The 14517-nt window shown below is 73.0% G+C and carries 11 protein-coding genes; 4 read left to right on the plus strand and 7 right to left on the minus strand.

All coding sequences use genetic code 11. The features are described 5' to 3' along the window. Positions 1–15 precede the first annotated feature (15 nt). Together treY and ACFV7R_RS05895 are read left to right on the plus strand one after the other, a co-directional pair. A complete protein-coding gene (gene treY, locus ACFV7R_RS05890; protein ID WP_385260337.1) occupies positions 16–2364 on the plus strand; it encodes a malto-oligosyltrehalose synthase in 2349 nt (782 codons plus the stop codon). A gap of 152 nt (positions 2365–2516) precedes the next feature. After that, positions 2517–3767 carry a M14 family zinc carboxypeptidase gene (locus tag ACFV7R_RS05895; protein WP_385260588.1) on the plus strand — a complete coding sequence of 417 codons (1251 nt, stop codon included), beginning with the start codon at positions 2517–2519 and terminating at the stop codon, positions 3765–3767. A gap of 65 nt (positions 3768–3832) precedes the next feature. Here the strand turns inward: ACFV7R_RS05895 and ACFV7R_RS05900 are convergent, their stop codons facing one another. The 3 genes from ACFV7R_RS05900 to ACFV7R_RS05910 all read right to left on the minus strand — a co-directional run bounded on the left by ACFV7R_RS05900 (position 3833) and on the right by ACFV7R_RS05910 (position 6284). Beyond that, positions 3833–4252: an SSI family serine proteinase inhibitor gene (locus ACFV7R_RS05900; protein WP_385260339.1), complete on the minus strand. Its 420-nt coding sequence runs from the start codon at positions 4250–4252 to the stop codon at positions 3833–3835. Beyond that, positions 4249–5598 (minus strand): M14 family zinc carboxypeptidase, encoded by a 1350-nt coding sequence (locus ACFV7R_RS05905; protein WP_385260591.1) that lies wholly within the window; start codon positions 5596–5598, stop codon positions 4249–4251. The genes ACFV7R_RS05900 and ACFV7R_RS05905 overlap by 4 nt, the downstream gene beginning before the upstream one ends. 134 nt (positions 5599–5732) lie before the next feature. Then, a complete protein-coding gene (locus ACFV7R_RS05910) occupies positions 5733–6284 on the minus strand; it encodes a DUF1707 and FHA domain-containing protein (RefSeq protein WP_129801794.1) in 552 nt (183 codons plus the stop codon). A 173-nt stretch (positions 6285–6457) separates the two neighbouring features. Between ACFV7R_RS05910 and treZ the strand changes: the two genes are divergently transcribed. Then, on the plus strand, positions 6458–8203 hold the full coding sequence (gene treZ, locus ACFV7R_RS05915; RefSeq protein WP_385260342.1) for a malto-oligosyltrehalose trehalohydrolase: 1746 nt from the start codon (positions 6458–6460) through the stop codon (positions 8201–8203). A 63-nt stretch (positions 8204–8266) separates the two neighbouring features. Here the strand turns inward: treZ and ACFV7R_RS05920 are convergent, their stop codons facing one another. Further along, entirely contained in the window at positions 8267–9208 is a 942-nt protein-coding gene (locus tag ACFV7R_RS05920) for an aminoglycoside phosphotransferase family protein (RefSeq protein WP_385260343.1), read from the minus strand. A gap of 49 nt (positions 9209–9257) precedes the next feature. Further along, entirely contained in the window at positions 9258–10385 is a 1128-nt protein-coding gene (locus ACFV7R_RS05925; RefSeq protein ID WP_385260345.1) for an aminopeptidase P family protein, read from the minus strand. A 202-nt stretch (positions 10386–10587) separates the two neighbouring features. Between ACFV7R_RS05925 and ACFV7R_RS05930 the strand changes: the two genes are divergently transcribed. After that, positions 10588–11343, plus strand: coding sequence for a metallophosphoesterase (locus ACFV7R_RS05930; RefSeq protein ID WP_385260348.1), 756 nt, complete (start codon positions 10588–10590; stop codon positions 11341–11343). Here ACFV7R_RS05930 and ACFV7R_RS05935 read toward each other — a convergent pair. Together ACFV7R_RS05935 and cyc2 are read right to left on the minus strand one after the other, a co-directional pair. Beyond that, positions 11336–11944 (minus strand): PDZ domain-containing protein, encoded by a 609-nt coding sequence (locus ACFV7R_RS05935; RefSeq protein WP_385260350.1) that lies wholly within the window; start codon positions 11942–11944, stop codon positions 11336–11338. The genes ACFV7R_RS05930 and ACFV7R_RS05935 overlap by 8 nt on opposite strands. 95 nt (positions 11945–12039) lie before the next feature. Then, entirely contained in the window at positions 12040–14226 is a 2187-nt protein-coding gene (cyc2, locus tag ACFV7R_RS05940) for a germacradienol/geosmin synthase Cyc2 (protein WP_385260353.1), read from the minus strand. Positions 14227–14517 lie beyond the last annotated feature (291 nt).

A 14517-nucleotide genomic window follows, 5' to 3' on the forward strand; every position in this document is an offset into this window, starting at 1 on the left:
GGTACGTAGCTTTCCATGACACCTGAGCGTCCTGACCCGGTGGTGCCCACGGCCACCTACCGGCTGCAGCTGCAGCCCGAGTTCCCGTTCGGGGCCGCGGCGGCGGCCGTGCCGTACCTGGCCTCGCTCGGCGTCTCGCATCTGCACCTCTCCCCCGTCCTGGAGGCCGTACCGGGCTCACTGCACGGATACGACGTCGTGGACCACGCGCGCGTGCGCGCCGAGCTGGGCGGCGAGGACGGACTGCGCGCGCTCGCCCGCACCGCGAAGGAGCACGGGCTGGGGCTGGTGCTGGACATCGTGCCGAACCACATGGCCATGGCCCCGCGGCACAACCGCGCCCTGTGGGAGGTGCTGCGGGAGGGACCCAAGTCGCCGTATGCGCGGTGGTTCGACATCGACTGGGAGGCGCAGGGCGGTCAGGTGCTGCTGCCGGTGCTCGGGCAGCCGCTCGGCGCCGAGATCGACCGCCTGGAGGTCGACGGCGACGTCCTGCGCTACCACGACCATGCCTTCCCGCTGCGTGAGGGCACCGAGGAGCTGCCGGTGCCGCAGCTCCTGGACGCACAGTGGTACCGCCCGGTGTGGTGGCGGCTGGCCCGTACCGAGCTCAACTACCGGCGGTTCTTCAGCATTTCGGAGCTCATCGGGCTGCGGGTGGAGGTACCGGAGGTCTTCGAGGCCACCCACGCCAAGATCCTGCAGCTCCTGCACGACGGTGTCGTGGACGGGCTGCGCATCGACCACCCCGACGGGCTCGCCGATCCCGACGCCTACCTGCAGCGCCTGCACGAGGCGACCGGCGGCCGCTGGACGGTCGTGGAGAAGATCCTCTCCGACGGGGAGCACCTGCCGGCCTCCTGGCCCGTCGCGGGCACCACGGGCTACGACGCCCTGCGGCACGTCGACGGCCTGTTCACGGATCCCGCGGGCGCCGGGGAACTCCTCGGCCAGTACCGGCGGTTCGCCGCTCCCCAGACGGACCGGGGCGGGAACTGGGAGGCGACGGTGCGCCGCGCCGCGTACCGGGTGCTCGAGCACGAGCTGGCCGCCGAGGTGGACCGGCTGACCCGGGTGGCGAGCCGGCTCTGCGTCACGTCGCCGGACCCCGCGCTGCGCGACCGCGCGCCCTGGGCGCTGCACACCGCCCTGCGGGAACTGCTCGTGCGGATACAGGTCTACCGGCCGTACGAGTCCGGCGACGCCGCTTCCGTCGTCACCGAGGAGGCCGCCGCGCAGGCCCGGGCGGCCTTCGTCGTGCCCGAGGAGGCCGGTGCGGTCGACGTGGTGCGCGGCCTGGTACTCGGGCGCCACGGTGACGGTCCGGACCATCTGGAGTTCCGGGCCCGGTTCGCGCAGACGGCGTCGGCGCTGCGCGCGAAGTCCGTGGAGGACACTGCGTTCTACCGCTATGTGCCGCTGCTGTCGGCGACCGAGGTGGGCGGGAATCCGGGGAGCCCCGCCATGCCTCCGGAGGACTTCCACGCCTACTGCGCGCGCGTGCAGCGCGACTGGCCCGGCACCGGGACCGTGGTGTCCACACACGACACCAAGCGCAGCGCGGACCTGCGGGCGGCGCTGGCCGTGCTCACCGAGTGTCCGCAGCGCTGGGCGGACACACTGGCCGAGGTGACCCGCACGGGCGAGGGCGTACCGGACGCCCAGCTCGCGTGGGCGGCCTGGCAGACGGTGTTCGGACTCGGCCCGGCGGATCCGGACCGGGTGCAGCGGGCGCTGCTCAAGCACATCCGGGAAGCCGGGCTGTACACGAGCTGGACGGAACAGGAGCCCCCGTACGAGGAGGCGGTGGCGGCGTTCGTCGCGGCGGGGCCGTGCGGGGCCCCGGGCGAACGGGTGCACGCCCTCCGCGGCACGCTGGAGCCGCACATCCGGGCGAACGTGCTCGGCACCGCGCTGGTCCACCTGACGATGCCGGGGGTGCCGGATCTGTACCAGGGCACGGAGGGCGAGTACCGCGCGCTGGTCGATCCGGACAATCGCCGGCCCGTCGGGTTCCCGCCCGGGGACCTTGGCGACAAGGGGGCGGTGACCGGGGCGGCGCTGCGGCTGCGCAGGCGGCGGCCGGAGGTGTTCGGGGATGCGGCCACGTACGCGCCACTGACCGCCGAGGGGCCCGCGGCGTCCCACTGTGCGGCGTACGTGCGCTCCGGGGAGGTCGTCACCGCCGTCACGCGGCTGTCGCTGCGGCTGGCGGAGGCGGGCGGCTGGCGTGACACGCGGCTGACGCTGCCGCCGGGTCGCTGGGCCGACGTACTGGCTCCGGAGCGGGAGTTCACCGGGCACACGCGCGTGGACGACCTTTTCGCGCCACTGCCGGTCGCCCTGCTGGAGAGGGTGGGCTGAAGGGCGCGGGGAGCCGTGGGTCCGGTGCCGGAGCCGTTGGCACGGCCGGTGTGCCTCCGGGAGCCCCCTGGCGCCTCCCCCGCGACGTCCTTGACACCGCACGGAGACCGTGCGGTACTGCGGGTGCGAAGCCGGGCGGACACATGACGGGGGTGAGTCTCCTGCCGGAGCTGCGCTACCCCACCGTGACCGAAATCGTGTCGTCCGCCCGGGCGTTGGCCGCTCAGCACCCCCGCTTGTGTGTCCTCCGGCAGGTCGGCGTCTCCCGCGGCGGCCGCCCCCTGCGCCTGCTGTCCGTCGGCCGCGCCCGGCGCGCCGTCCTGGTCGTCGCGGGCGCCCACGCGAACGAGCCGACCGGGGGCTCCACACTTCTCACGCTCGCCGAACGGGTCGTGCACGAACGCCCGTTGCGCTCCGGTGTGTCCTGGCACTTCCTGCTGTGCGCGGACCCGGACGGGGCGAGCCTGCACGTGACGCCGGCGCCGCGCAGCCTGCTCGACTACCACCGGGGCTTCTTCCGGCCCGCGGGCCCGGAGCAGCCGGAGTGGTCGCCGGCGGTGCTGCCACCGGACCGGTTGCCGCCCGAGACGCGTGCCCTGACCGGGGTCATCGACGAGCTGCGCCCGTACCTCCAGGTGACCCTGCACGGGACCGATCTGGGCGGCAGCTGGGTGCAGTTGACGAAGGACGTCCCGGGCCTGGCCGAGCCGTTCGCCAAGTCGGCGGCGGAGCTGCACATTCCGGTGGAGACGGGCGCTTCGGACGCCGCCGGCTGGCCCGCGGCGGGCCCGGGGGTGCATGTGATGCCGGGTCCCGGTTCGGGCGCGGCGTACCCGAGCATGCCGGACGACGCACGGCGCAGCACCTGGTACCACGTGCACCGCTACGGCGGTCTGACCGCGGTCGTGGAGGTGCCGATGTGGGCGAGCGACCTGGTGGACGACCCGGCTCCGCATCCGGCGCCGGCCGCGGCGATGCACCGCCTCGCGAGCCGGCTGCTGCGGGACACCCTGGAGGTGGAGCGGGTGCTTGACGAGGCGCAGCCGCGTCTGGAGGGTGTCGACGGGCCCCTGTTACGGGCCGCGAGATGGGCGCTGGAGCTGGTGCCGGGGCTGGCCGGGGACTGGAGGCACACACCGCCCGCCGACCACACGCGCGCGTATGTGGGCAGCGTCGACGCGTTCGCCCGCCGGCTGCCGCTGCGTGCCGCGGCGATGCTGCTGCGGGTCCTTCAGGAGAACGACGACCGCGCGGCACCACGCCTCGAGCAGCTCGTCGCGATGTGGAGCGACGCCTTCGCCGAGCGTTTCCGCGCCCGCTGGGTGCCCTTGGAGCACCAGGTCGAGCACCAGTCCCGCACGGTCGTCGCGGCAGCCCGGCACGCGCGCGAACGATCGGGCTGAAGCCCAGGGCGCCGAAGCGCCCCGACGCCGCTCCACGCGCGCGTGCCGGGTTTTCCCCACCGGCGTCAACGGTCCTGCACGAACACCGCACCGGTACGGGCCACCAGTGCGCAGGTGTTCGTGAACGTCTCCCGGTACTCGATCGGCCGTCCTTTCCACCGTCCGCGCGCGTGGGCGGTCACGGGCGCGTAGACCATCGGGCAGTAGCCGTCCTTCAGGGGGATACGGCCGATGTCGCCGTCCACCGCATCGAGCTGGTTGCAGGCCTCGGCGGCCCGTCGGTGTCCCTGGGGCGGGTCGCACCGCAGCAGGGTGCTTCGTGGTTCGCCGGACCGGGCGTCGCCCCGGGTGACCGTGAGGTAGAGCCAGTCGCCGGTGCGGGCCTCCTGGACCGTCCCCTGTGCGGGCGTCGCGCCGACGACGAGCAGTGCGGCCGCCGCCGGCAGAACGCCCCGTACTACGTTCGCTGTGAGGGTGTGCGTCATTCCCGATGCATCGGCACGACCGGCTCGGGTCCCCAGCCCGGATCACCCGAACGGGAGGTCGCGGACGCGTGCCGCAGGGCCAGTTCGAACGCGTCGAGCACCACCTGTGACTGGTACTCGACCTGGCGCTGCATGGGGATCCAGCGGGCCCCGCAGTCGTCACGGTAGTCGGCGCACCACGCGTCGACGAGCGGGTCCAGCTCCGGGAGCACACCGGCCGGGTCGTCACCGGTGGCGGTGGCGAGCTGGTGCAGCAGTCCGGCCGTCCGCAGGGCGAGGCGCCGCCCGGCGATGCGCAGGGCGGCCAGGTGGGCGCTGCTGAGCGGCGGCAGCGGGCGCGCCCGGTCGCCCAGGTCGGGGTCCCAGGCGTCGGCGAGTCCGGGGCAGACGAGCAGGTAGTCGTCGACCGGCGCCAGCAGGCGTGCGGCGTCCGGGAGCGCGGCGACATGCGGGCGCACGCGCGCGAGGAGCCGCCGCAGCAGCAGGGTGTCGTGGCGCAGCGTGCGGCTGACGGTGCGCAGCGCCCCGTCCGGGTCGGCAGGCACGGAGCCGTCCTCCACGGCCGCCACGCCCCACATGGGCGCCTCCACGACGGCCGTGACCGTGCCGTGCCGGTGCGGGTGGTACCAGGTGGACTCGACGGCGGCCTCGGTGATGGCCGCGGCCAGATCGCCCCGGCGCGGCGACGGGATCCGGTAGACGGCGGGTCCCAGGCTCGGCCAGTACAGGGTGTCGTAGGCACCGAGTTCGCGCGGGATGCCGAAGCGGGCCGCGGCGCGGGCCACGCGTGGGGCGAGGCCGGGCAGGTCGCGGGTCAGCTCGACGAAGCCGCCGCCGATGTCGACACCGTGCAGGGAGCCCTGGAAGAAAGGTTTCAGTTCGTCCTGGAGGGCGAGCAGGGCACGCGTCTCCGGCAGGACGGCTCCGTCCGCGCCCTCGGGCAGCCATTCGGGCTGTTCCAGGAAGCCGGGGCGGAAGAAGTGCCGGAAGTACTTCTCGAGGCTGTACGGGCCCGCCAGCCAGTTCTCGTTGCGGCGCAGTCCGTCGGGGTCGAGGCACAGCAGCAGGTTCCAGGTGACGTCGGCGTCGTCGGTGAGGCTGCGGTCGGCGAGCACCTGCCCGGCCAGGCGCAGGGCGGTGGCGCCGCCGACGGGCTCGTTGGCGTGCGGTCCGGCCACGACCAGGGCCTGACGGCGGCCGTGGCCGAGGGACAGCAGGTGCAGTGGGGTGCCCGCGCGGGAGACGCCGATGCGGCGCAGCCGGGCGGTACGGGGGTGGCGGGCGACGAGGGCGGCCGCTCGTGCACCCAGCTCGTCGACGGTCGGATAGCGGAGGAGTGGCGGCAGGGCGCACCTCCGTGGTGCCGTCGGTTCACCTGATGTGTGTGGTGTACGCACAGTCAGTCACGAGTTCAGGTGTACGTCAACACCGCGCCCCGCCAGCCCACTTGGGGGTGGCTGAACAGCGGCGACGGGCCCGATCAGCTCACCGCGAGCCGGAAGGCCATCTGCCCGAAGCCGACCTGGTCGCCCTCGCGGACGACGGCCGCGCCGATGACCCGCCGCCCGTTCACCGTCGTCCCGTTGGTCGAGCCGAGGTCGCGCAGCACCCACATGCCGCCCTGACGGCTGAGTTCGGCGTGCACGCGGGAGACCGTCTCATGGTTCAGCCTGAGTCCGCTGCCGGGGTCCCGGCCTATGCGCAGCGGCCGCCCGGCCGCCGGGTGCGGCAGCAGCAGCTTGGGCAGCCGCTCGGCCTGCCAGGCCCGGCGCAGCCGCTCGGTGAAGCCGGACACCGCCTCGACGGTGCCGAACACCACACGGGACAGGCGTCCCTCCGTGGGCAGGTCGGCGGTGAGGACGGCGAGCTCGTCGGAGCGGCGGGCGGCGAGTGCCAGTTCCATGCGCCGGATGAACGTGTCGTGCGAGAGACGGCCCATGGCGACGCCGTCACGCAAGCGCTTCAGTGCCTTGTCGCGCTCGGCGTCGGAGAGCCGCGCGGGATAGGTCGGGAACTCGAAGGACGACGTCACGCTCGTGATTGTCGGTCAGTGAACCCCCGGTGTCCAGAAACCGGGGAAACGGTCGGCACCCGCGCGTACGTGACGACACCCGCCGCAAAAGGAGGTATTCACAAGCGGATTGATCGTGTTTGAAGCACGATGGTCGGGCTACATCACGGTGAGCAGACGAAGGGGAACCGTCCGTGCAGTTCGAGGTGTGGGCACCACAGGCCGGCCGTGTGACGCTCCATTGCGACGGCGCCACGCGCGCGATGGAGCGAGATCCGGAGCGAGCGGGGTGGTGGACCGGGGAGGCAGAGGCCCGCGACGGTACGCGGTACGGCTTCGCGCTGGACGACGGGCCGGTACGGCCCGATCCGCGTTCGCGCCGGCAGCCGGACGGCCCGGACGGCCTGAGCGCGGTGGTCGACCACGGGCGCCATGGATGGCGCACCGAGTGGTCGGGCCGCCCGCTGCAGGGTGCGGTCCTGTACGAGCTGCATGTGGGCACGTACACACGCGAAGGCACCCTGGACGCGGCTGCCGAGCGGCTCGGACATGTCGCCGAACTGGGGGTCACACACGTCCAGTTGATGCCGCTGTGCCCTTTTCCCGGGCGGCACGGCTGGGGATACGAGGGCGTGTCGCTGTGGGCGGTGCACGAGCCGTACGGCGGGCCCGAGGCGCTGAAACGGTTCGTCGACCGGGCGCACGAACTCGGTCTGGGCGTGGTCCTGGACGTCGTGCACAACCACCTCGGCCCGTCCGGGAACCACCTGCCCGAGTTCGGGCCCTACTTCACGGACAGGCACCACACTCCGTGGGGCGTCGCCGTCAATCTGGACGCTCCCGGCTCGGACGAGGTGCGGGCGTTTCTGGTCGGCAGCGCGCTGGCGTGGCTGCGCGACTACCGGCTCGACGGACTGCGGCTGGACGCGGTGCACGCGCTGGCGGACACGCGCGCGTGCCACTTCCTGGAGGAGCTGTCGACCGCGGTGGACGCTCTCGCCGCCGAAACGGGACGCCCGCTGTTCCTCGTGGCCGAGTCGGACCTGAACGATCCACGGCTCATCACGGCCCGCGAGGAGGGCGGGCTGGGGGTGCACGCGCAGTGGAACGACGACTTCCATCACGCCCTGCACACCGCGCTGACGGGCGAGTCCCAGGGCTATTACGCGGACTTCGCGCGCGCTCCCCTCGAGGCGCTCGCCAAGACGCTGACGGGCGGCTACTTCCACGACGGCACGTACTCCAGCTTCCGGGGCCGACGTCACGGGCGTCCGCTGGACCGTACACGCGTGGCCGCACACCGGCTGCTCGGCTACAGCCAGACCCACGACCAGGTGGGCAACCGCGCCCAGGGAGACCGCCTTTCGGCCACCCTGTCCCCCGGCTTGCTGGCCTGCGCCGCCGCGGTGACGCTGACCGGCCCCTTCACGCCGATGCTGTTCATGGGTGAGGAGTGGGCGGCCGGCACACCCTGGCAGTTCTTCACCGACCACACCGATCCGGCGCTCGCGGAGTCGGTACGGCGCGGCAGGCGGCGGGAGTTCGCGGCGCACGGCTGGGCCGAGGAGGACGTGCCCGACCCGCAGGACCCGGCGACCCGGGACCGCTCCTGCCTCGACTGGTCCGAACCCGGCAACGAGTCCCACGCGCGCGTACTGGCCTGGTACCGACGGCTCATCGCGCTCCGGCACGAGCAGCCGGACCTCACCGATCCCGACCTCTCCGACATCAAGGTGGCCTATGGCGAGGAGGCGCGCCGGCTCGTCTTCCGGCGCGGGGACGTCTGCGTGGCCGTGAACCTGGGCAAGGAGGCGGCCGCGATCCCCCTGGGCACCCGTCCGGCGCAGGTACTCGCCGCGTGGGAACCGGTCGGGCCCCCGGACGGGGAAGGTGTGCTGCACGTGCCCGGGGAGTCGTGCGTGGTGGTGGCGCAGCCGTGAGCGCGGCGCCGGCCCACGCGCGCGTGCCCCGCGGCTGAGGGCGTCGTAGGGGCGCGCGCGGCGCTACAGCGCGTCGTCCGTGGCGTCCTCGCGCAGTTCCGTCACGCGTTCCAGGAGGATCGCCTCCCAGGCGTGGCGCAGATGGGTCCTCAGGAGGGCCGGCGGGTCGTCGCCACGGCCGGCGAGACGCTCGGCGAGCCGTACGACGCTGTCGCAGCGGGCGAGCCACAGACCGCGCAGACAGGGGCGGGCGCCGTATCCGGCGAGGGTGGCGGCGCGCACGGCGGCCGGGGAGCCCACGGCGAGGGCCAGTCCGGCGATGTCCTCGGCGGGATCGCCGACGACCGCGTCGGCCCAGCCGAGGACGCCGCGCACCCGGCCGTCGGCGCTGACCACGAGGTGGTCGCCGGTGAGGCCGTGGTGGACGAGGACCGCGGTGCCGGGCTGCGCCGCGAGCTGGACCGCCGCGGGACCGGTGAGCTGACGCAGGAGCCCGGCGTCGAACTCGTCGGCCGCGGCGAGGCGTCCGGCGGCGCGTCCGGCGGCCCGGCGCAGGGCCTCCAGGGAGCGCGGGGAGAGGCGCGGCACGCCGAGCGCCTCCGCCTGCCGTACGGGCACCTCGCGCAGCCCCGTGAGCAGTCCGGCCAGATCGGCCTCGCCGACGGCGGACACGTCGTGCTCCGCGGCCGAGCCGCCGGGCACCTTGATGTCCAGCGTGTAGGTGAGCCCCGGCGCCCACTCGCCGTGCGCCACACTGACCGGCACGGCGACCGGGACGTGCGGGCGGACGAGGTCGCGCAGCCGCAGTTCGCGGCGCTGCTGCGCGGCGGCCTCGCGGTCGGGGGCGAGGCGCAGCACATGGCGGGTGCCGACCCACCAGATGGCGTGCCCGCCGGTCCCGGTGACCGGCCGGACCTCGGGGCCGGCGGCGCCCGCGCCCTCCTTGAGCAGGGAAAGGACCAGCCGGCGGACGGTGTCCGCGGTGGGTGTCGGTGCCTGGGTCATGGTCGGACCCTCGTCACTCGGGTTCGTACGGGGGGCTCCTGGGCTGGGGTCAGTCCACTATGACCAGCTCGCGCGTGGTGTCGTTGAGGCGTCGGCCGCCGTCCTCGGTCACCGTCACGATGTCCTCGATGCGCACGCCGAAGCGGCCCGGCAGGTAGATGCCCGGCTCCACGGAGAAGCACATCCCGGGGACGAGGGGCTGCTCCTCGCCCTCGATCATGTACGGGGGCTCGTGGGTCGTCACGCCGATGCCGTGGCCGGTGCGGTGGATGAAGTACTCGCCGTACCCGGCGTCGGCGATGACCGCGCGGGCGGCCCGGTCGACCTCCTGGCAGGCGGCTCCCGGCCGCACCGCGCGGAAGCCCGCCTCCTGGGCCTCGCGCACGATGTCGTGGACCCGGCGCTCCTCCTCGGTCGGTTCGCCGACGTGGACGGTGCGGGAGGTGTCGGAGCCGTAGCCGTTCTTGAGGCCGCCGAAGTCGAGGACGACCATGTCACCGCGTTCGATGACGCGGTCCCCCACCTCGTGGTGCGGATTGGCGCCGTTCGGACCCGAGGCGACGATGGTGAAGTCGACCTGGGCGTGCCCGAACCGGCGCAGCAGACCGTCGAGGTCGCGGGCGACGTCCGACTCCCGGCGGCCGGCGAAGGGAACCTTCCGGATCTCCTCGTACGTTGCATCTGCGGCCGCTCCCGCGGCCGCCAGCAGCTCCAGCTCCGCCGCGTCCTTGACGGCGCGCAGCATCGGCAGGGCTTCGGTGAGGGAGGCGTAGGAGCTGCCGGGCAGCGCCTTCTGCAGGCCCAGCAGATGCATGGCCCAGGCGTTGTCGCTGACACCGAAGTGTCCTGTGGCGTCGAGCAGGGCGGCGGTGGCGACGTAGGGGTCCTTGCCGTCGGTCCAGTCGCGCAGGCTCAGGGCGGGCGCACCGGGGGCCTTGGCGGCGTCCGGGGCCTCGAGGGTGGGGACGACGAGGACGGGATCCTGCCCGGCGGTAAGGACCAGGAGGGTGAGCCGTTCGGTGGTCGCGGTGGGTGCGTAGCCGGTGAGCCACACCAGGTCCGGTCCCGGCGCCACCAGCAGCCCGGTGAGCCCGGCGTCCGCGGCCGCCCGCGCGGCGCGCTCCATGCGGGCCCGGTAGTCGTCGGCGGTGAAGGGCGCAACCGTACTGCCGGTCATCCGGTCCTCCTTGAGCCGTGTGGGTACCACGGGCAGCATCCTGCCCGGCCGGAGGGGGCCGCGCGAGCCGGTGAGCCGGGGTTTCGGGCCGGAAGCCGGCCACGCCCGGCCCACCCGCTGATGCTTTCACATTGCCCACCCATTTCATCTAATGCTTAGATGCAGCCATCCCGTTAATCCGCGCTGCAGGGAGGCCCCACCCGTGCTCGTACTCGCCCACATCAGCGATCTGCACCTGGACGGAAGCCCACGGGCGACGGAGCGCGCCGAGCGGGTGCGCGACCGGTTGTGGGGACTGCCGGGTCACGTGGACGCGCTGCTGGTGACGGGGGACATCGCGGACCACGGCACGGAGGCGGAGTACGAGGAGGCCGCCCGCATCCTCGGCCTGGACACCGGCGACACGCCGTTCCCGGTGCTGACCTGCCCGGGCAACCACGACCGCCGCGAGCCGTTCCGCAAGGCGCTGCTGGGGCGGCCCGCGGCCCAGGGGCCGGTCAACGGCGTGCACCTCTTCGACGACGCCGCCGTGCTGATGTGCGATTCCAGCATCCCCGGCAGCGACGAAGGGGCGCTGGACGACGAGACGTACGACTGGATCGAGGCGACGCTGGACGAGCTCGACGCAGCCGTTCCGGTGCTGCTCGCCTTCCACCACCCGCCCGTCGCACTGCATCACCCCCTGCCCGACTCCTACCAGCTCCGCGAACCGCACCGGCTGGCCGCCCTCATGGAGCGCCGCCCCGAGATCGCCGGGCTCGTCACGGGGCATGCGCACACCCCCGCGGCCACCGCGTTCGCCGGACGGCCCCTGGTCGTCGGCCCCGGGGTGACATGGACGCTGCGGCTGCCCTGGGAGGGCGAGCAGGTCGCCGACCGGGACGCACCGGCCGGGCTGGCCTTTCACGTCCTGGACGACTCGGGGCGGCTCACCAGCCACTTCCGGGTGGTCACGTGATGACACCGGGCACCACCGTCAACTGCTGGTAGCCACCGCTTTCATGACGTACCGTCATATCGACCGCCACCCCCGGCCGTGCCGCACCCACCGCACGGACCAGGTCCGACGCGGACTCGACGGGAGTGCCGTCGAACGTGAGGAGTACGTCCCCGCGCACCAGGCCCGCCGCGAAGCCGGGCCCCGGGACGTGGACCCCCACGACCATGGCGCCGGACTTCTCGGCGTCCACGACCTCCACGGCCAGGGTCGCCCCCGCGGGCGCCGACGGTGAGGGGCTCGGCGCGGTGGCCGGCATGGACGGGCCCGGGCGGGACGAGACGGACGGGCCGACCCGCGCCCCCGGTGCCGCGGGCCCGGCCTGCCCCGCCTGTCGCTGGAGTTCGGCGACCTTGCTCATGCCGATCACCGTGGCGCCCACCGTGCCCAGTCCGACGCCGGACAGCACCAGCACCGTTCCGATGAAGAGGCCGAAAAGCAGGGTCGTGAGCCGTCGGCCGCGACGGCGCGCGGCGTGCGGCCGCCGGCCGGGGCTCGATCCGGTGCCGCCGCCCGGCTCCCGACCGGGCATCGGCTTGGGACGCAATGCAGTCTGTTCCATGGTTCGCCTCCGGTGGTGCACTACCCGGCGCACCGGCGCACAACGAGCCACGAACGAGTGAGACTGACGCCCTGTCAACCATGGAAGAGGCGGGATCAGCTGACGGGGACGGGGCCGGAAAGCCGGCCGGGGATCGGCACGGCCGGGGCCCGGTCCGGGAGGAAGCCGTGGGCGCGCCGGGCCAGCCAGTCGGCCTTGTAGCGGTCGACCTCCCGGTGCCAGTTCAGGATGCCCGCCATCCAGTTCTGCAGATCGACCACATAGCCCTGCATGATCGCGCGCGCCTCGTCCGAGAGGTCGAAGTCGTCATACACGACGGGCAGTTCCTGCGCGGCCACGTGCTGGAACTGCTGCATGCGCTGGGTCATCAGGTCGTGGACGACGCCCAGCGCGGCCGGGTAGTCGCAGCCGAAGAAGTTCTGGACGACAAGGATCGCGTTGTGGATCTCACCTTCGTACTCGATCTCCTTCTGGTAGGAGAAGACGTCGTTGAGCAGGCAGGCGTAGTCGACGGCGGCGTTCTCCAGGGAGCGGACGGAGCCGCTGCGGTAGACCTCCGGCGGTACGGCGGGGCCGTGGCCCATCCGGCACAGGCTCATGGTGAGGTCGGCGCCGAAGGTCTCGCGCCGCATCTCCAGGTAGTCGACCGGGTCGGGGATGCGGTTCTGGAGCTGGTTGGACAGCTCCCACACCCAGCTCCGGGTCATGACGTCCACCGCGGACTTCAGGGTGCACCGTTGCTCGGAGGTCATCCCCGCCGTCGTCCGGGCCCACAGGTCGATCAGTCCGCGCTCCATGGCGTTGGCCGGGACCGGAGCCTCCTCGCCGTCGACGGGCATGCAGGCGGACAGGCGTGCCGTGGTGAGACGGGCGGCGGCCAGGTCGCGGCGGTGGCCGTAGACCAGCGGGTAGTAGTCGTCGCCGTACGTGCCCCAGGCGAGCCACTGCGCGCTGAGGTCCAGGGCCTCGGGGGTTGCGTCCGGGTCGAGGCCCGCCGAGCACAGAGCGAGGTCGTAGGCGCGAAGCTTGTCCAGGTCCCAGACGCCCTCCTGGAGGATGCCCATGCGCTGCGCCCAGCCGGTGAGGCGGTGGCGGGCGTCGTCCAGGTGCGGGCTGAGCTCCACCTGGAAGGGCATGTGGAAGTCGGGCAGCAGGGACGGGCCGACCTTCTGGAACGGCACGTGCGTATAGGCGCGAAGCCGCTCGGCGCCGGCCGCGGCGAGCAGCGCGCCGACGTCGGCGGCGGACGTGCCGGGGCCGGTCAGACCCTGCCGGGGCGAAGTGGCGCGGGCGCGTTCGTTCATGTACCGGCTGGAGCGCATATGCCATTCGTGGCCACCGGACTGCCAGTCCTGCAACCCCTTGGTGTACGCGGCGACCGCGGCGACCTCCTCGGGGGTGAGGCCCTTCTCCAGGGCCAGTGCGGGCACTTCGGTGAGGGCGGTGTGCTCGAACTGGTGCAGCCGGGAGGTGAGGATGTCGTTGACGGTGTCGGCGGCCTCCTGGGTGGTGCAGCCGAAGAAGGTCTCCAGGACGAGCACGCCGTTGCTGAGTTCCCCCTCGTCCTCCACCTCGCGCTGGTAGGAGAACAGGTCGTTGCGCAGGTGCACCGCGTCGGAGAAGGTCTCCATCAGCACCCTGAGCGGCCTCGACCCGGCGACGGACACGGGCACTTCGGCCGTCGCGTACTCCACCAGCCCCGAGGACCAGGGCGCGCCGCCGACCTTGCGGCGCATCTCGACGTATTCGACGGGGTTGGCGATCCGGCCCTCGTTGATGTTGGACAGCTCCCACAAGGACTCGTTCAGCAGGTGCTCGGTGGCCACGGCGAACCGCCGCCGCCAGTCGACGGACATGGCGGGCACCGTGCGCGCCCACAGGTCGGCGAGGCCCGCCTCGACCGGGTTCTGCGGCTCGGGCACCTCGGTCGACAGGTCCATCGGCATGAACAGGGGCAGCCGGTCCAGGTAGGCCTTGCCGCCGGCGCGGTCCTGGGTGCGCTTGAAGATCTCCAGGAAGTGGTCGTCGAAGAAGAAGACCCACACGTACCAGTCGGTGATGAGCGAGAGGGCCTCGGCGTCGCAGTCGGGGTGGGTGTAGGCGCAGAGCAGGCCGTAGTCGTGCGCGTCGAGGTCGGCCTGCTCCCAGATCCCGGAACCCTCCAGCATGCCCATCTCGCGCGCCCACCCGGTCGAGTGGGCCCGGGCCTCGTCGACATGGGGGTTCAGCCGGGCGGGATACGGCATGTAGAAGTGCGGGAGTTCGAAGGGCTGCTGCGTCATGGCCGGGCCCTACCCGTGGCCCGCCGGGGGCATCCGCGGGCCCGGACATGATCACACCATCGTGTGAGTCGGGACCGTCGGAGCGTCGAGCGCGGGCGCTGTGGAGGCCGCGCCGGGCCGAGCCCCCCGACATGCTGTTCGAGACGATCCGCGAGGACCTCGGCTACCTCCCCCAGCCACGTCTGATCTGGTGAATTACCTGCGAAATCAGCCAGGTTGCCACCACTTCACCCGACCTCCACATGGGAGCGGCAGCCATGAGCCAGCAGCAGAAGACCTTCCGTGCCATCG

Origin of the sequence: Streptomyces sp. NPDC059866, from assembly GCF_042731325.1 — a bacterium.
GTDB lineage: Bacteria > Actinomycetota > Actinomycetes > Streptomycetales > Streptomycetaceae > Streptomyces > Streptomyces flavusporus.